Here is a 17,713-nt window from a genome sequence, read left to right as displayed (position 1 = left end):
CGCCCGGAATTGTCAATCGATGATTTGGAAGCGGACTTCAAAAACATCAAACAAAACAATCACCTGCAAACCTCTTTTACCGCTGGTAACGCCATGCGTCCCCGGCAGCGGATGCGTACTTTACGCACGAACCGGGCTGAGGGCAAGGGCTTTTTCAAGAGATTGTCATCACGCTGTCACGGAGCGTCACACTCCCTTTTCTCCCTATCCTTGCCCTCTATCCTTGCCTTGATGCCGAGGCACGATCCACCAGGCCAAGAATCGACTGATAACTGAGCCCTGAGTGCTCACTCAGCCCTATCTCACAGGTGCGCGAGTTGGAGACACCATAGTCACAGTCGGCGACCACGTCCTTCAGCCCTTTCAGCGCCGAAGCATTGAGCTCCGGTGTCGCGAAGCCCTTGTCTCCCGCGAAACCACAGCAGGTGATCTCTTCCGGCACGACGATCTCGGTCGCACACTGGCGCGCCAGTGCCACGAAACGCTCCGCCAAGCCCATGCGAACACTGGAGCAGGTGACATGCACCGCGACTCTTGCCTTGAGCGGTGTGATCGAGAGGTGTGGCAATAGATAGTCGAGCACCAGCTGCACCGGCTCGACCAGCGTCAGCGATACCTCGAGATGTTCACGTGCGTAGGCCTGTGCCTGGGCGAGACACGGGCTGGTATCACAGAAGATCGGCAGATGCCCGCCATCACTCGCTTCCACCAGCGCGGCTGCCAACTCGGCGGCCTTGGCATCCCCGGCCTCGAACTGGCCCTTGGACTGGAAGGCCATTCCGCAGCACAGAGCATCCACTCCCTTGGGCAGAACGACTTCGAATCCCGCCTTGTCCATCAGGGCCAGCGCCATCTCGGTGGCGCTGCGCGGATCGATGTCGTCAGTGGCGACCCCGAAGACACGCGTGGCACAGGACGGAAAATAGACGACATGCCCATTGGGCGTCTCGTTGCGCCCCAATGGCTGCGCCAGACGTTTGAGATAGGGACGCGGAGCGGCGCCTGGCATGCTGGGAGTCCATTGCTGCACCCTGTCGCCGGAGACCTTGCGTGCGGCCTGAGTCAGCCGTCGCATGTTGCGCGTACCGACCACACCATGCAGCCCATCTGCCAGGCGCAAGACACCGCGCATGCCACTGGTGACATGGGTGAAGTGCTCGCCGGCCCAGTGCGCCACCTTCACCTTGCCCGGATGATCGGCACCGGCGTTCTCCTCGTGGCGCAGACCGCGGATCAGATCCCCGGTATTGATGCCGACCGGACACTGGGTCGCACACAGACCATCTCCCGCGCAGGTCTCCATGCCTTGATAGGCGTAATCCTTCTTGAGCGCCGCCAGCTGAGCGCGCTGCTCGTCCGTCGGCATATCGAGGGCGGCGAGTCGTGCGATCTCACGCCGGATGACGATGCGCTGACGTGGAGTGAGGCTGAGATTCTTCGACGGACAGACCGACTCACAGAATCCGCACTCGATGCAGCGATCCACCAGCGGGTCTGCTGCCGGGAGAGGCTTGAGGTTCTCCAGATGCAGACGGGAATTGCGCGTCAGGATGACTTCCGGATTGAGCAGATTGTCCGGGTCGAAAGCCTCCTTGATACGCCACATCAGGGCGTAGGCCTCCTTGCCCCACTCAAGCTCTACATAAGGTGCCATGTTGCGACCGGTGCCATGCTCGGCCTTGAGCGAACCACCGTACTCCTGCCCCACCAGCCGTGCGACGTCATCCATCAATGCCTGATAGCGCTCCACCTCGCCTTCACGCTCGAAGCCCTGCGGGAAGACGAAATGCAGGTTGCCTTCCAGGGCGTGGCCGAACAGGATCGCCTGAGGGTAGCCATGACGCTGGAAGACCTCCGTCAGCGCCCCGACCCCTTCCGCCAGCCGCTCGATGGGGAAGGCGACATCCTCGATGATCACGGTGGTCCCCAGGTCCCGTACCGCACCGACCGCCGGAAACAGCCCCTTGCGGATCTTCCAGTACAACGCATAGCGCTGCGCATCCTGGGTGAAGGCCCACGCTTCACAGGTCTCGATGCCTTCCAGCACGCGGGCGACCTCCGCCATGCGCGCCTCCAGCTCCTGCTGATGCGCGCCGCGCACATCCACCAGCAGCGCGACCGCCGCTTCCGGCAGGGTGCGCAGCACCTCCGGCATGCCCGGCGCGTCCTCGACGGAGCGCAGCGCCGCGCGATCCATCAGCTCCACCGCCGCGACCGGCGCCGTCTTGAGCAGCATGGTGGCGCGACAGGCCGCATCGATGTTCGGGTAGTAGACCAGCGCCGCCGCCTTGTGTGACTCCTCGATCACCGTGCGATAGGTGATCGAGGCGATGAAGCCCAGCGTGCCTTCCGAGCCGATCATCAGATGCTTGAGGATCTCGAGACCATCGGCATAGTCGACCAGCGCATTGAGGCTGTAGCCGGTCGTGTTCTTGAGGCGGTACTTGTGACGGATGCGCTCCGCCAGTTCAGGGTCCGCCCGCACATCGCAGGCCATCCTTTCCAACGCTGCCAGCAGGCCAGCGTGGCTTGCACGGAAGGCCTGTACGCTCTTCGGCACCGCCGTATCCAGGCAGGTGCCATCGGCGAGAATGACGCGAATGTCCTCCACGGTGCGATAACTGTTGTGTGCCGTGCCGCAGCACATGCCGGAGGCGTTGTTGGCCGCGATGCCACCAATCATGCAGCTGTTGATGGAGGCCGGGTCCGGGCCGATCTTGCGCCCGAAGGGGGCCAGCAATTGATTGGCACGCGCGCCGATCACCCCCGGCTGCAGGCGGATACGACTGCCCTGTTCCAGCACCTGCGCCCCACGCCACTCACCGCCCAGCTGGATGAGCACCGAATCCGTCAGCGCCTGACCGGACAGCGACGTCCCGGCCGCCCGGAAGGTTACCGGCAGCTTGCGCGCTCGGCACTCGCGCAGCACATGTCCCAGCTCCTGCTCGTCATGCACGCGCACCACCAGCTGCGGCACCAGGCGATAGAAGCTGGCATCCGTGCCGTAGGCCAGCGTCCGCAACGCGTCATGAATCAAGCGCTCAGCGGGAAGGTGCAATGCCAGCGCCTCGCGCAATGCCAGATAGGCAGCTGCACGCTCAGTCGCCGATGGGGTCTCGCTCAAGGCATCTCGTGCAATGGCGTCAGGAGCAGTCATGGCCAATCTCTTTTTGAAAAAACGGTGTGGATGTCAGTCAGGGCGGCATCACGAAAAGGCTCTGTCACTTGAGCAATGGGTCACTCAGGCCAAGCAAGTGGAACGCCAGCAAGCCAAGCACGCCAGAAGCCAACAGATAGTAAGCCGTCGGAATCGCCGTCATGCGCAGGGTGCGTCCCTCACGCCCCAGCAGGCCGACGGTCGCCGAGGCCGCCACCACATTGTGGATGGCGATCATGTTGCCGGCCGCCGCCCCGACCGCCTGCAGCGCCACCATCAGCGCTCCCGACAGCCCGAGCTGGGCAGCGACATTGAACTGGAACTGGGACAGCATCATGTTCGAGACCGTGTTGGAGCCGGCGATGAAGGCCCCCAGCGCCCCGATGCCGGACGCGAACAGCGGATACGCCTGACCGAGACTGTCGGCCACCACGTCCGCCATCACTACCGGCATCGAGGCCAGGTCGTTCAGATTGACGCCGGAGTTGATCAGGATGCGCACCATGGGAATGGTGAACACCAGCACGAATCCGGCCCCGACCAGCGTGCGCCAGGATTCACTGGCCGCCGCCACCAGCTGACGCGTCTGCATGCGATGCAGCATCAGGGTGATCAGTGCCACGAAGACCATGATGCCGCCCGGCAGGTAGAGCGGTTGTATCGACCCCGACACACCGCTGGCCCCCAGCAGGTCCGTGGCACTGAACTGCACGCTGACCAGCCACGCCTTGACGTCGCCCGACACGCGCGAGGCGACCAGCAGCAGCGCGATCAGGCCATAGGGCAGCCATGCCAGCCACAGTGGTAGCGGGCGTCTGCCGGCGGCAGCCATCTCGACCTCATCACGCTCCAGCGTCAGGTCGCCCAGCCAATGCCTGGGCCATTCGGCCTCGGGCGGAAAATCCCAGCTGTCCTTCGGCAGCAGAAAACCGACACGCGCCGCCGGCACCACGATGGTCAGACCGACCAGGGCGCCGATCAGTGACGGGAATTCCGGGCCGAGGAAAACTCCCGCCGCCACGTAGGGCAGCGTGAAGCACAGCCCGGCGAACAGCGCGAACGGTGCGATCGACAACCCTTCACTCCAGCGTTTCTTCGCGCCGAAGAAGCGCGTCATCATCACGATCATGAACAGCGGCATCAGCAGGCCGACGATGCCATGCACGATGGCGACTTCCGAGGTGATCAGCTGCAGGAAGGCCTCCCAGCTGGAATGATTCGCCAGCAGCTGCTCGCTGAGGCTGGCCTTGTCGAGGCCTGCGTTCACGCCGATCACGATCGGCGTGCCCACCGCACCGAACGATACCGGCGTCGACTGGATCATCATGCCCACCATCACCGCCCCCAGCGCCGGGAAGCCGATGGCGACCAGCAGCGGCGCCGCGATGGCCGCAGGCGTCCCGAAGCCGGAAGCGCCCTCGATGAAGCTGCCGAACAGCCAGGCGATGATGATCGCCTGTACGCGCCGGTCGGGACTGACGGTGGTGAAGGCACCACGGATCACCGCGATCGCCCCGGAATGCTTGAGGGTGTTGAGCAGGAAGATGGCGCCGAAGATGATCCACAGCACCGAGACGGTGACCATCAGTCCCTGCAGCGTGGAGGCCAGAATGCGCGTCAGCGACATCTGCCACACGAAATAGCCGATGGCAGCGGTGACGAGGAAGACCAATGGCATGGCGCGGCGCGCGGGCCATTGCAGGCCGACGAGCAGGATGCCCGCCAGCAGAATGGGGGCAAAGGCCAGCAAGGCCAGGAGGGGCTCGGACATGACGGAAACTCCGCAGGCGAATTGTTGTGATTGTTGTCGGGCACAGCAGTGAAGCACTCGGGGTTGGCGCACCCTCTGGTCAGGTCTTCACATAAATTGGTCATACCAATTTACCCTGCTGCACCTCGGCATAATCTAGGCGTCGCCCTCATGGCGGTCAAACATCATGAGCTGCCTGATATCTAGACATTGGTCAAAGCACCACCGCCCTTTAAAATTGGTATTACCAATTGCTGGCAATCCCAATCAGCCACGCGAGGCGTGGTTGTCATACATATTGGTAAGACCAATGTCGGCTGTAGCGCGAAGTCGCCACACGCCACACTGATTCTCGGTCGCGCCTCTTCTGCATGCCGCACACCGGCTTGCAGCACTCGGCGCCACCTTTCACTTCTGCCGCAAGGACACTTCCATGCGTTACGCCCCCGTCCGCCAACCCCGTATCGCCGATGTGCTCACCGAACGCCTCGAGAGCATGATTCTCGAGGGCAGTCTGAAGCCCGGTGAGCGGCTTCCTCCGGAGCGCACCCTCGCCGAGCAGTTCGAGGTCTCGCGACCGTCCGTGCGGGAAGCCATCCAGAAGCTGGCGGCGCGCGGGCTTTTGACCTCACGTCAGGGTGGCGGCACCTACGTATCCGAAGAGTTGGCGCGCGCCTGGTCCGACCCGCTCAGCGCGCTGCTGGGTCGGCATTCCGAGTTCAATCTCGACCTGCTGGAGTTTCGCGACGCCCTGGAAGGCATCAGTGCCTATTACGCTGCCATGCGCTCCACCCCGGCCGACAAGGAGATGCTGCGTCAATGCTTCGAGACGCTGGAGAAGAGTTTCGAGGGACGTGATCCGGAACTGGAAGCCGGCGCGGATGCCGCCTTCCACCTCGCCATCGCCGAGGCCGCACACAACGTGGTGCTGCTGCACTCGATGCGCAGCCTGTTCCAGTTGCTGGAGAAGAGCATCGTGGCCAACCTGCGCCACCTGTTCGAGAAGCCCGAATCGCGTCCGCGCCTGATTCAGCAGCACCGCACCCTGTTCGAGGCGATCATGGAAGGACGCGCCGAAGACGCCCGCAACGCGGCCCACGAGCACCTGGTGTTCGTCGAGGATTCACTGCTGGAGCTGGAGCGCGCCGAAACCCGTGCACAGCGTGCCCTGCGCCGTGCCCAGGCCATGCCGGAGCGCTGAGGGTGCAACGCTGATGGATCAGTGAGGGTGGCCGCCCCCCCCCTTCCCCTTGAGCCCTTGCCCAGAAAGGCCTGCCGATGAAGGACACGCGTCTGCCTCACCACTGGCGTCTGCTGCTGGCGATCGTGCTACCGATCGGTCTGATGCTGTGCGTCTGGCAGGCGGTGGCCGTCGCGCGCAGCCAGTCACTCGAGCGCCTGACCCATGAAGCAGACAACGAGTTGCGCCTGACCGCCGCCAGCCTGCGTGGTCAACTGAGCCAGCATGCCTACCTGCCACGGCTGGTCGCCGAGAACGATCAGCTGCGCGCCTTCCTTGATGCCCCCGATGACCCCAGCGCCGAGATGGCACTCAATCAACGGCTCGATCGCATGCGCGCGCTCGCGAAGGTGTCCGACCTCTACCTGGTCAACGACGTCGGCACCACCATCGCCGCCAGCAACTGGCGCTCGGCATCCACCTTCATCGGCCAGAACTATCGCTTCCGCCCCTATTGGAAGGACGCCATCGACGGCGGCGAAGCACGCTTCTACGGGCTGGGGACCAGTTCCGGCGAGCGTGGCTACTTCTTCAGCGCCAGCGTGGTGAGTCCCCGCGGGCGGCGCGGCGTGGTGGTGGCCAAGGTGCAGATCGCCGCGCTGGAAGCGGCATGGCTGGATCAGAATGCCGACATCATGGTCACCGACCCCCACGGCGTGATCTTCATCGCCAGTCAGCCCGACCGGGTACTGCGCACGCTGGACCCCCTCAGTGACGAGACCCGCAACCGGCTGCTCGACACCCAGCGCTATGCCAATCAACGCCTGCGCCCCCTGCGGCTTTATCACCGTGAAGCCTTGTCCGATCTGTCGACGCCCGAGCCGCCCTTGCGTCTCGACGCCGTCACCACGGTCGAGCTGCTGCAACTGACGCCGGGCGATCTCTGGCAGCACGCCTGGTTGAGCCTGTCACGCCCGCTGCCGGACATCGGCTGGCGCCTGCATGTGCTCAAGCCCCTGGCCCCGCTGCGCGGCAGCATCTGGCAAGCCGCCGGACTGGCCGCCGGTGGCTACGTACTGCTGTGCCTGCTGGCGGGGCTGGGCTGGCAACGGCTGCGCATCCTGCGCGAGCGGCGTCTGTTCGCCGAACGTGAACGACAGTCGCTCGCCGCCAGTCAGCAACGGGTGCGGGGCATCATCGACCGCACTCAGGCGGGGCTGTGCATCCTCGATGAACGTGCTCACCTGGTGTACCTCAATCCTACCGCCGTGGCGCTGTTCGGTTCGCCCTTGAGCGCCGATGCCTCACGGGACGACAGCCCCCGGCAGCCCAGCGCACGCGAAGGGCGTGACCTGCGCGAACTGTTCCTGCCGGCCGAGCGTGCGCTGCTGGACCACCTGACCCGCCCCCGCCCGATCGGGCCGCTGGAAGTGCATGGCCTGCGCAGCGGAGTGGCCGTGCCGCTGGAGCTGTCCTGCGCCCCGCTACCGAGCCCCAATGGCCCGCGCTGGCTGGTGACGGTCTTCGATGTCAGCGAGCGGCGCGCCCAGGCCGAGGCCCTCGCCCAGGCACGCGATGCCTTCGAGCAACGCGTGGTCGAGCGCACCCGTGACCTCGCTGCCAGCAATGCGCGCCTGAGCGCGGAAGTCGAGGAACGCACCCGCGCCGAGCGTGAGCTGCGCGCGACCCGCGATGAACTGATCCAGACCGCCAAGCTGGCAGTGCTTGGCGAGCTGGCCGCCGGCATCAACCACGAGCTCAACCAGCCGCTGGCCGCCATCCGCGCCTATGCCGAGAATGCCAGCGCCTTCCTCGCCCGTGCCCAGACACCTCAGGTCGAGAGCAACCTGCGCCAGATCACCGAGCTGACTCAGCGCATGGGCGAGATCAGCGCCCAGCTGCGCCAGTTCTCGCGCAAGAGTGGTGACCGCCTGGAAGCGGTCGACCTCGCCACCAGTCTCGACTATGCCCTGCGCCTGCTGCAGCCACGCCGTGATGCCCAGGCAGTCGACATCACGCGTGAGCAGAGCACCGCCCTGCCCAGGGTGCGTGCCGAACCGGTACGCCTCGAGCAGGTACTGGTCAATCTGCTCAGCAATGCACTGGATGCGCTGGCTGACAGACCGTCAGCGCCAGCCTGCCTCCAGCTGAACCTGCATGAACGAGCCGGCAGTGAAGGCACGCAAGTGGTGCTGGAAGTGCATGACAACGGCCCGGGGCTTGCGCCAGCCCAGCTGACACGGGTCTTCGAACCCTTCTATACCCAGCGCGCCGATGGCAAGGGACTGGGACTGGGGCTGTCGATCAGCGCGCGTATCGTGGCGGATCTCGGCGGCACCCTCGAGGCGCATCCCTCACCACTGGGGGGCGCACTGTTCCGGCTGACGCTGCCGGCGTCGGGCACGCCCTCACAGCCCCTTTCCCCATCCGCCGCCGCCAATTCACAGGAGCCGTCATGAGTGATGTCACGAATGCTGACATGCAGGTGCTGGTCGTGGATGACGAACCACATCTACGCGACAGCCTGAGCCAGAGCCTGATGCTGGCCGATTACCTCACCCGGCCGCTGGCCAGTGCCGAGGAAGCGCTTGAGATCCTGAACACCGAAGCCCCCTTCGAGGGCGTGGTGATCACCGACATCCGCATGCCGGGCATGGATGGTCTGAGCCTGCTGCGCGCTGCCCGTGAGCTGGATGACGAGCTGCCGGTGATCGTGATGACAGGGCATGGCGATGTCGATACCGCCGTCTCCGCCATGCAGGGCGGCGCCTGGGACTTCATCGAGAAACCCTTCGATCGTGAGCGGCTGCTGGACGGGGTGCGGCGTGCGGTGGCCGCCAGGCGTCTGGCGCTGGAGAACCGCTCGCTGCGCGAGCAGCTGGATACCCAGCGCAACAGCGCCGGGCCGCGCCTGGTCGGCAGCAGCGAGGTGATTCAGCGCCTGGATGCCCAGGTCTCACGGCTGGCGGCGGTGGATGCCGATACCCTGCTGTACGGCGAGACCGGAGCCGGCAAGGATCGCGTGGCCCGCTGTCTGCACGAGCGCAGTCTCCGTGCCAGCAAGCCCTTCGTGGCACTCAATTGTGGCGGCATGCCGGAAACGTTGATCGAGTCGGAGCTGTTCGGCCACGAAAAGGGGGCCTTTACCGGCGCCAGCGAGCGCCGGATCGGCAAGCTGGAACACGCCGACGGCGGCACCCTGTTTCTCGATGAGATCGAGTCCATGCCGATGTCGTTGCAGATCAAGCTGTTGCGTGTCCTTCAGGAGCGCAGTATCGAGCGACTGGGCAGCAATACACCGCGCCCCATCGATATCCGCGTCATCGCGGCCACCAAGCGTGACCTGCGTGAAGCGGCCAGCGCCGGCGACTTCCGTGAAGACCTCTACTACCGCCTGAATGTCGTCACGCTGTATCTGCCGCCACTGCGTGAGCATCGCGAGGATATCCTGCAGCTGTTTCGACACTTCGCCATTCTGGCCAGCGAGCGCACCAGTCTGGAGGTTCCGCCGCTGGATTCGCGTACGCTGCAGGCGCTGCTCGACCATGACTGGCCAGGCAATGTGCGTGAGCTGAGAAACTGTGCGGAGCGTCATGTGCTGCTGGGGGGACTGGAGGGCAATATCGGCGACAGCATGGCGGAGGGGCAGCCGCCGGGAGGGTCCACTGAACAGCGCAGCCTGCAGGCGGAGATGTCACTGGAAGAGAGCGTCAGCCAGGCAACCGAAGGGCAGGCACTGCCGACACGCATGGAGGCCTTCGAGGCCGCGCTCATCCGTGACGCGCTGGCCGCGTGCCGCGGGCAGGTCGTGATGGCCTGCGAACGACTGGGACTGCCGCGCAAGACACTTTACGACAAGCTCAAGAAGCATGGCCTGAGTGCCGAACCCTACCGGCGCTGAAGCGCATGGCGGGCTGCGGGAGAGGTAGCCGTCGTGTCAGACACCGGCCATCAGGCGAGACAGGCTGGCGCCGAAGACGGACAGCGGTCCCTGCAGGTGCATGATGTCCACCAGCACCGCCAGCGGCGGTAGCCAGGGAGTCATCGCGGCGATCACCGCCACCATCGCCAGCGAGTTGCCCGGCTCGCGGTAATCGAACAGCTTGAAGGCGGTGCCGAAACTTTTCTTGAGACGCGCTCCGACCATGTCGACGCTGTACATCTCATCCAGCAACAAATGGATCATGGCGCCGAACAACAGGGCGGCGCCCTGCCACCAGGCCTGCTCCTCACTCTGGCCGAGCAGATGCAGACTGGCGGCCGTCACGCCCAGCGAGCACAGCAATGAGGCCAGCAGGGAATGCCAGATGCCGCGATGGACGGTGAAACGCTTGAAGATGGCGCTGGCCACATAGCGCACGCCCAGATAGGTCGCGCCACCCGCCATCATCAGCGGCCCCGCCAGCAGGCGGTCCTGCAGCAGCAGCACGCAGGCCATGGTCGCCAGCACCGCAAACAGCGTGAACAGGATACGGATGGCGCGCGAGTTGTCTGAGTCGATGTCCGGCAGGATGCCACCGAAGGTCGTCAGGCTCGCCAGCGGCACACCCTCCGCCAGCGACCACAGGCCGCCTTGCCAGCCTGCCGCCGCCACGATACCGCCGGCAAAGGCTGCCACGGTGATATGGGTACGAAAATTGGCCATGAGATACGGGTCGCGAGCCCTCGACGATGTCACTGGACCAGTCACCACACGCTGGCACTGGATATATGTCCAGATTATGACGCAAGCATTTCATGAAAAACAATGGCTTGTCCGGGTTTGTGAGTGCAGATGCTGCCTCCACCGTCAACGCTCGGGAAATGCAGCCCCCGAAACGCGCACTCCCCCGCCAGCCTGGGCCGACGGGGGAGTGCTCATTGCTGCGCTCGGGGAACTCCTTGAAGGAGGTTCAGCCGGCGTAATCCTCAGCCAGATGCTGATCCTTCAGCTTGACGTAGTTCACCGCCGAATAGGTGAAGAACTCACGCTCGCTGTCCTTGATGGGACGCAGCGCACGCGCGGGATTGCCCGCATACACATGCCCGCCTTCGAGACGCTTGCCAGGCGGCACCAGTGCGCCCGCCGCGATGATGACCTCATCCTCCACCACCACACCGTCCATCACGATGGCTCCCATGCCGACCAGCACGCGGTCATGGATGGTGCAGCCGTGCAGCACGGCCTTGTGGCCGATGGTGACGTCGTCACCGATTTCCAGCGGATGGCCGCCCGGATTGAAGTCGCTGGCGTGAGTGATGTGCAGCACTGCCCCGTCCTGCACGCTGGTACGCGCGCCGATACGGATACGGTGCATGTCGCCGCGGATCACGGCCAGTGGCCATACCGAGCTGTCATCACCGAGGGCGACATCGCCCAGTACGACACTGCTGGGGTCGATGAAAACCCGTTCGCCCAGCCGCGGCGTCAGGCCCTTGAAGGATCGAATGCTCATGCCTTGCCTCCTGAATTAGGCCACCAGCCTACTGCTCCCATCGTCATGATGCCAATAGCGCGGCAGCCTGAATCGCGTTGCGGTTTGCTCGACGACGCTCATTTCCCCGCCTTGCGGCACCGCCCCTCCCGAGGACTAAACGCCCTGCTCACGTAACCCTTGGCGGCCTACTTGAAGAAGCTCCACCCCAGCACGACCAGCACCAGCGGAATCGAGATCCAGCGCAGCACCCAACGCCAGCGACGGAAGAAACGACGCGACGTCCCCAGCCCCGCCAATGCCAGATTCTGCGGCATGATCCAGCCCGCGAAGATGGCGATCAGCAGGCCGCCGATCGGCAGGAAGAAGTCCGGCGGAATCGTCGTCACCACATCGAAGGCGTTCATCTCGCCCAGCAGGTGCACTTCCTTGAGGCTCGAGAAGGACAGCACCGACAACAGGCCCATCGCCCAGACCGCGATGCCCACCGCCAGCGCGGCACGCCGACGTGTCATTCCCCAGCCCTGCAGCACCTCGACGATGGGCTCGGCGATGTTGATCGAGCTGGTCCAGGTCGCCAGCAGCAGCAACAGGAAGAACAGCGCCAGCAGCAGGCTGCCGCCCGGCAGATTGGCAAAGGCGATGGGCAGGCTGACGAACATCAGGCCGGGCCCGGAAGCCGGGTCCAGCCCCTGACTGAACACCGCCGCGAAGATGGCGATCCCCGCCAGCAATGCCACCCCGATGTCCAGCGCCGCCACGGCGATCGCGGCCGTCGGCAGACTCTGGCGCTCCGGCATGTAGGCGCCATAGGCCATCAGCGCACAGGCGCCGACCGCCAGCGTGAAGAAGGCATGTCCCATGGCATTGAGCACCACGTCCAGCGTGATGGCGTCGGGATTGGGCATGAACAGCCAGCTGATGGCGGGACCGAAGCCCGGAGTACTGATGCTGTAACCGGCCAATGCCAGCAACAGCACGTAGAGCAGCGGCATCATCAGGTTGTTGAGACGTTCGAGCCCCGAGGAGATGCCGGCGGCCACCACGCTCATGGTCATCAGCATGAAGACGGTGTGGTTGAAGGTCATGGTGACCGGGTCTTCCAGAAAGGCACCGAAGGAGGCGCCGATCTCCGGCGGGCTCATGCCGCTGAAGTCCCCCTTCAGTGAATCGACCAGATACTCGATCGACCAGCCCGACACCACCGAATAGAACGACAGGATGAAGAACATGGTGATGGCACCGAAGAAGCCCAGCCAGCGCCAGTTCGGCGTACGGCCAGCGCTGGTCGCCAGATGGGCGAGCGCCTGCATCGGCCCACGCCGACCGGCGCGACCGATCATGATCTCGGCCATCATCACCGGCAGGCCCAGCAGCAGCACGAAGCCGATGTACAGCAGCAGAAAGGCCGAACCGCCGTTCTCGCCCGTCATGTACGGGAAGCGCCAGATGTTGCCCAACCCGACGGCAGCGCCGGTGACGGCCAGAATGAAGGCGCGGCGACTGCCCCAGCGTTCGGTGGTTTCGCTCATGTCTGCTCTCGTGGTGAAGAATCGATAGTCAATGAAGGCTCATCAGGGGCTGCAAGATAGCAGCCGCGTCGTTCAGGGCCAATGCGGGCTCGGCTCGTGCGTCCCACGCGGAGAGGTCCGGGCCGCCTCCTATCGGGTCGATAGATTGAATAACACGCGCCAAGGCCTCACATTCTAGGTATCCCCGCGGCGACGGTGACACCGTTCTCGTGGCGCCTCCGATGCGCCAGTCTTCCTTTACCGTTCACCGCTGCCGCCCATCCGAATGACGCGAGGTACACGATGTCGATCAATCCCCTGCTGGAACGCAACACTCTGCCCCCCTTCGACACCCTCAAGGCCGAGCATGTCGAAGACGCGATCAGCGAACTGCTGGAGCACAACCAGCAGGAGATCGAGCGCCTGATCGAGGCCACCCGCGACGACACGCGCTGGGACAACTTCGCCGCGCCGCTGGAAGCGCTGGGCGACCGCCTGAGCCAGGCCTGGTCACCGGTCTCGCACCTCAACTCGACCATGAATTCCCCCAAGCTGCGCGAGGCCTATCAGGCCTGTCTGGCCAAGCTGTCGGCCTACTCCACCTGGGTGGGTCAGAACAGCGATCTGGCTGCGGCCTATCAGCGCCTTGCGGACAGCGACGAATTCGCAAGCCTCGATGAAGCCCAGCAGAAGGCGATCACCAACAGTCTGCGCGATTTCCGTCTCGCCGGTGTCGATCTGCCCCAGGACAAGAAGCAGCGTTATGGCGAGATCCAGGCGCGCCTGTCCGAACTCTCCAACACCTTCTCCAACCATGTGCTGGATGCCACCCAGGCCTGGCACAAGGATGTCGAGGAAGAGGCGCTGGCGGGCGTGCCGGAAAGCGGCCTCGCGGCGCTCAAGGCCAACGCCGAGGCCAAGGGGCTGGAAGGCTATCGCATTACCCTGGACTTCCCGAGCTTCTTCCCGGTGCTCAGCTACGCCGACAACCGCGAGCTGCGCGAGGAGGTCTACACCGCCTTCGTCACCCGCGCCTCGGAAAAGGGTCCCAACGCCGGTGATTTCGACAACGGTCCGGTGATCGAGGAGATTCTGGCCCTGCGTCAGGAACTGGCCAGGCTGATCGGTTTCGACGATTACGCCTCACTGTCACTGGCGACCAAGATGGCCGACTCGCCGGCACAGGTCATCAGCTTCCTCGAGGACCTCGCGACCCGCGCAGTGCCCCAGGCGCGTGAAGAGTTCAACGAGCTGGCGGCCTACGCCACCGAAAGCCTCGGCATCGATGACCTGCAACCGTGGGATGTCGGCTACGCCAGCGAGAAGCTGCGCGAATCACGCTACGCGATCAATCAGGAACAGCTGCGCCCCTACTTCCCGGCGCCGCAGGCCATCGACGGGCTGTTCGAGGTGGTCAATCGCCTCTACGGCATCACCTTCCAGCAGCGTGAAGTGCCGGTGTGGCACGACGACGTCAGCTACTACGAGGTGATCGAGAATGACACGCCGATCGCCGGCTTCTATCTCGATCTCTATGCCCGCGAAGGCAAGCGTGGCGGCGCCTGGATGGATGAGTGCCGCGTGCGTCGTCGCCGCGAGGATGGCAGCCTGCAGTTGCCGGTCGCCTATCTGACCTGCAACTTCACCCGCCCGGTGGGTGGCCGCCCGGCGCTGCTGACCCACGATGAAGTGGTCACGCTGTTCCACGAGTTCGGCCACGGTCTGCATCACATGCTGACCCGTCAGGAAGTCGCCGAAGTCTCCGGCATCAATGGCGTGGCGTGGGACGCCGTCGAGCTGCCCAGCCAGTTCATGGAGAACTTCTGCTACGAGCGTGAAGGGCTGGATCTGATCGCGCGTCACGTGGATACCGGCGAGCGCCTGCCCGACGACATGCTCGAGCGCCTGCAGGCGGCACGCAACTTCCAGGCGGCGATGACCATGGTCCGCCAGCTGGAATTCTCGCTGTTCGACTTCCGCCTGCATCACGAGCTCGACACGCCGTCCGCCGGCGATGTCCAGACGCTGCTCGACGAGGTACGCAGCAAGGTCGCCGTGGTCCCGGCGGTCGAGTTCAACCGCTTCCAGAATGGCTTCAGCCACATCTTCGCCGGCGGTTACGCCGCGGGTTACTACAGCTACAAGTGGGCCGAAGTGCTGTCGGCGGATGCCTTCAGCGCCTTCGAGGAAAGCGCCGTCTTCGACACCGCCACCGGTCAGCGCTTCCGGGAAGAGGTACTGGCCAAGGGTGGCTCGCGTGATGCCGCCGAGCTGTTCCGCGCCTTCCGGGGCCGTGACCCGCAGGTCGATGCCCTGCTGCGTCACTCCGGTATCGGTGCCCAGGCGGCCTGAGCCTCGCCCAGACGCCGATCTTGATGACGGCGCAAGCCTGATCACACACCGCTGTCCTTGCGCCCCTGACCTTTGCCGGTCGGGGGCGTATCATATGGCGCATCGTCCGCCTGACGCTCGCATTGCCCGGTGCCGAGCGGCCTGACACAACCAGATCCTGACTGGAGGCACCATGTCTACCATCAAGCGCTTCATCGCGGGTGCCGTCTGCCCACGCTGTGGAGCAATGGACCGCCTGCGCACCTGGGAGCAGAACGAGACACGCTACCGTGACTGCGTGTCCTGTGACTTCTTCGAGCAGCAGGCCATCGAGGAACCGCCCACCCTCGGGGAGCTGTCCACGCGCGTGAACGCGCCACGCGACGAGCCCGCGAGTGATGAGGTCCAGCCGGTGCGTATCCTGGACCCCGGCAAGCGGCACTGACCGCATGTGATATCGCGAGCCCCCCGTGGCATCCATGCTTGCTGCATGAAAAAGCCCCGCCAGATGGCGGGGCTTTTGCGTATCAGCTCGACGGACTGTCAGCTCGACTGGTCCACGGCTTTCATTTGACCACGCCGCAGGCAACGCGCGAGCCGCCACCACCCAGCTTGGGCGTATCGGTGTAGTTGTCACCGCCGGAGTGGATCATCAGCGCATGACCGCCGAGATCGCTCTCCTTGAGGCGCGGAGCCAACACCGGCAGCGAGATCTTGCCATCGGCATCGACGCTCAGCGCCGGAAGATCACCCAGGTGGCCATCGCCATACGGGCCCTGGTGGGTGCCGGTCTCCTCTGGGTCGAAGTGGCCACCTGCCGCGGCACCGGCCACGGCCTCACCGTCCTTCTCGGCGGGTTCGCAGCTGGCATTGGCATGCAGGTGGAAGCCATGGATGCCGCTTTCGAGCCCTTCGATCTTCGGCGTCAGCAGCAGACCATCAGCGGTGTCCTCGGCCATGATGCTACCGACGGTCTCGCCCACCCCGTCACTGCTGACACGATGCATTTCCACCTCGGTGGCCGCCTGGGCGACACCCCCGAACAACCAGGCACCCAGCGCCACCGCAGCGGCGCTCTTGAAGGGCTTTCTGGTAGATGACGCAAAGGATGCCGTGTGCTGTGTCTCGTGATTCATGAGCAATCTCTCCTTCACTGAGGCCGGCTTCACTGCCGACGCCTTGAGTGGCTTGCGGGCCGCTGTCGCAAGCGGCTACCCCTCAGACCTCAGGGCGAGAGACGTCACATTCAATGCAATTCTGCCAATGACTTGCCGCGCACGCCGGGCGAGCACACCTCAGCGAGAAGAGATCCCCAGGTTTTCCAGCACCTTGAGACACGGCCCGGCCTGGTTGAGGGTATAGAAATGCAGACCCGGCGCGCCGCCATCCAGCAGACGCTGACTCATCCGCGAGATCACCTCGGTACCGAAGGCCTGGAGACTCTCGCTGTCATCGGCGTAGCTCTCGAGCTGCCTGCGAATCCAGCGCGGAATCTCGGCACCGCAGGAGTCGGAGAAACGCGCCAGCTTGGTGTAATTGGTGATCGGCATGATGCCCGGGATGATCGGCTGCTGGATGCCCAGATCACGTGCTCGCTCCACGAAGTGGAAGTAGGCATCGGCATTGAAGAAATACTGGGTGATGGCGATGTCGGCCCCGGCATTCATCTTGCGCGCGAAGTTCTCCAGATCCATACGGTAGTTGTCAGCCTGCGGGTGACACTCCGGGTAGGCGGCCACCGCGATCTCGAAATGATCGCCGGTCTCGTCACGCACGAACTCCACCAGCTCATTGGCATGGCGCAGTTCACTGCGCGCGCCCATCCCGGACGGCAGATCACCGCGCAGCGCCACCAGGCGCTTGATGCCCTGCTCGCGATACTCGCCGAGAATCTCGCGCAGCTCACCACGGTCGCTGCCGACACATGACAGATGCGGCGCCGTGCAGATACCGCTGCTGCGCACGGACTGCACGGTATTGAAGGTGCGCTCACGCGTGGAGCCACCAGCGCCATAGGTGACCGAGAAGAATGCCGGGTCCAGCGCGGCCAGGCGGTCACGGACACCCATCAGCTTTTCACGTCCCACCTCGGTATTCGGTGGAAAGAACTCGAAACTGATGCCTGAGGGGTGTTCGCTGGCGCTCATGGGGCGGCCTCCTGGTCGGTCGTGTCCGGCATTGATGTTCTTGTGCCGCACACGTCGCGGTGTGCGTGCTGCCGTGTGGCGCTGCGCTGATGACACAAGCACGCGCACGGTGCATGTCATGCATCATGACCTGCGCCTCGATCCACGGCCAATGAAAGGTTTTCGCCTCAACATCAATATCATTCATATAAGAAACTGCTTTCTTATAACCACAACGCCTTAC

The 17,713-nt window shown here is 64.4% G+C and carries 12 protein-coding genes; 5 read left to right on the top strand and 7 right to left on the bottom strand.

Annotated features, from left to right (window positions below):
* Positions 1 to 217: 217 nt before the first annotated feature.
* Positions 218 to 3,157, bottom strand: coding sequence for an FAD-binding and (Fe-S)-binding domain-containing protein (locus tag HXS65_RS11170; RefSeq protein WP_176493861.1), 2,940 nt, complete (start codon positions 3,155 to 3,157; stop codon positions 218 to 220).
* Positions 3,158 to 3,221: 64 nt separating this feature from the next.
* Positions 3,222 to 4,928, bottom strand: coding sequence for an L-lactate permease (locus tag HXS65_RS11165; protein WP_176493860.1), 1,707 nt, complete (start codon positions 4,926 to 4,928; stop codon positions 3,222 to 3,224).
* A 412-nt stretch (positions 4,929 to 5,340) separates the two neighbouring features.
* Here HXS65_RS11165 and HXS65_RS11160 point away from each other — a divergent pair, with 412 nt between their 5' ends.
* From HXS65_RS11160 to HXS65_RS11150, 3 genes are all read left to right on the top strand, one after another.
* On the top strand, positions 5,341 to 6,108 hold the full coding sequence (locus tag HXS65_RS11160; RefSeq protein WP_077379971.1) for an FCD domain-containing protein: 768 nt from the start codon (positions 5,341 to 5,343) through the stop codon (positions 6,106 to 6,108).
* A gap of 77 nt (positions 6,109 to 6,185) precedes the next feature.
* Complete coding sequence (locus HXS65_RS11155; protein ID WP_167592950.1) at positions 6,186 to 8,546, top strand: ATP-binding protein; 2,361 nt, start codon at positions 6,186 to 6,188, stop codon at positions 8,544 to 8,546.
* A complete protein-coding gene (locus tag HXS65_RS11150; RefSeq protein WP_176493859.1) occupies positions 8,543 to 9,988 on the top strand; it encodes a sigma-54 dependent transcriptional regulator in 1,446 nt (481 codons plus the stop codon). Before HXS65_RS11155 ends, HXS65_RS11150 begins: the two co-directional genes overlap by 4 nt.
* A 36-nt stretch (positions 9,989 to 10,024) precedes the next feature.
* Here the strand turns inward: HXS65_RS11150 and HXS65_RS11145 are convergent, their stop codons facing one another.
* From HXS65_RS11145 to HXS65_RS11135, 3 genes are all read right to left on the bottom strand, one after another.
* Positions 10,025 to 10,732, bottom strand: coding sequence for a metal-dependent hydrolase (locus HXS65_RS11145; protein WP_077379967.1), 708 nt, complete (start codon positions 10,730 to 10,732; stop codon positions 10,025 to 10,027).
* 247 nt (positions 10,733 to 10,979) lie between these two features.
* Entirely contained in the window at positions 10,980 to 11,522 is a 543-nt protein-coding gene (locus HXS65_RS11140) for a gamma carbonic anhydrase family protein (protein ID WP_077379965.1), read from the bottom strand.
* A 167-nt stretch (positions 11,523 to 11,689) separates the two neighbouring features.
* A complete protein-coding gene (locus HXS65_RS11135; RefSeq protein WP_176493858.1) occupies positions 11,690 to 13,033 on the bottom strand; it encodes a sodium-dependent transporter in 1,344 nt (447 codons plus the stop codon).
* 282 nt (positions 13,034 to 13,315) lie between these two features.
* Here HXS65_RS11135 and prlC point away from each other — a divergent pair, with 282 nt between their 5' ends.
* Positions 13,316 to 15,364 carry an oligopeptidase A gene (gene prlC, locus HXS65_RS11130; protein WP_084207739.1) on the top strand — a complete coding sequence of 683 codons (2,049 nt, stop codon included), beginning with the start codon at positions 13,316 to 13,318 and terminating at the stop codon, positions 15,362 to 15,364.
* Between the two features lie 172 nt (positions 15,365 to 15,536).
* Positions 15,537 to 15,788, top strand: coding sequence for a YheV family putative zinc ribbon protein (locus tag HXS65_RS11125; RefSeq protein ID WP_141392221.1), 252 nt, complete (start codon positions 15,537 to 15,539; stop codon positions 15,786 to 15,788).
* Positions 15,789 to 15,909: 121 nt separating this feature from the next.
* Here HXS65_RS11125 and sodC read toward each other — a convergent pair whose 3' ends face one another.
* Complete coding sequence (gene sodC, locus HXS65_RS11120; protein WP_084207737.1) at positions 15,910 to 16,479, bottom strand: superoxide dismutase family protein; 570 nt, start codon at positions 16,477 to 16,479, stop codon at positions 15,910 to 15,912.
* Positions 16,480 to 16,638: 159 nt separating this feature from the next.
* A complete protein-coding gene (gene metF, locus HXS65_RS11115; protein ID WP_077379955.1) occupies positions 16,639 to 17,490 on the bottom strand; it encodes a methylenetetrahydrofolate reductase [NAD(P)H] in 852 nt (283 codons plus the stop codon).
* Positions 17,491 to 17,713 lie beyond the last annotated feature (223 nt).

This window comes from Cobetia sp. 5-25-4-2, from assembly GCF_013374075.1.
Taxonomy (GTDB): domain Bacteria; phylum Pseudomonadota; class Gammaproteobacteria; order Pseudomonadales; family Halomonadaceae; genus Cobetia; species Cobetia marina.
This window is presented reverse-complemented; position numbering and strand designations above follow the sequence as displayed.

What these genes read in the sequence shown, in the direction of transcription:
- HXS65_RS11170 (WP_176493861.1), bottom strand. Translation starts at nt 3,157, where the DNA reads ATGACTGCTCCTGACGCCATTGCACGAGATGCCTTGAGCGAGACCCCA.
- HXS65_RS11165 (WP_176493860.1), bottom strand. Translation starts at nt 4,928, where the DNA reads ATGTCCGAGCCCCTCCTGGCCTTGCTGGCCTTTGCCCCCATTCTGCTG.
- HXS65_RS11160 (WP_077379971.1), top strand. Translation starts at nt 5,341, where the DNA reads ATGCGTTACGCCCCCGTCCGCCAACCCCGTATCGCCGATGTGCTCACC.
- HXS65_RS11155 (WP_167592950.1), top strand. Translation starts at nt 6,186, where the DNA reads ATGAAGGACACGCGTCTGCCTCACCACTGGCGTCTGCTGCTGGCGATC.
- HXS65_RS11150 (WP_176493859.1), top strand. Translation starts at nt 8,543, where the DNA reads ATGAGTGATGTCACGAATGCTGACATGCAGGTGCTGGTCGTGGATGAC.
- HXS65_RS11145 (WP_077379967.1), bottom strand. Translation starts at nt 10,732, where the DNA reads ATGGCCAATTTTCGTACCCATATCACCGTGGCAGCCTTTGCCGGCGGT.
- HXS65_RS11140 (WP_077379965.1), bottom strand. Translation starts at nt 11,522, where the DNA reads ATGAGCATTCGATCCTTCAAGGGCCTGACGCCGCGGCTGGGCGAACGG.
- HXS65_RS11135 (WP_176493858.1), bottom strand. Translation starts at nt 13,033, where the DNA reads ATGAGCGAAACCACCGAACGCTGGGGCAGTCGCCGCGCCTTCATTCTG.
- prlC (WP_084207739.1), top strand. Translation starts at nt 13,316, where the DNA reads ATGTCGATCAATCCCCTGCTGGAACGCAACACTCTGCCCCCCTTCGAC.
- HXS65_RS11125 (WP_141392221.1), top strand. Translation starts at nt 15,537, where the DNA reads ATGTCTACCATCAAGCGCTTCATCGCGGGTGCCGTCTGCCCACGCTGT.
- sodC (WP_084207737.1), bottom strand. Translation starts at nt 16,479, where the DNA reads ATGAATCACGAGACACAGCACACGGCATCCTTTGCGTCATCTACCAGA.
- metF (WP_077379955.1), bottom strand. Translation starts at nt 17,490, where the DNA reads ATGAGCGCCAGCGAACACCCCTCAGGCATCAGTTTCGAGTTCTTTCCA.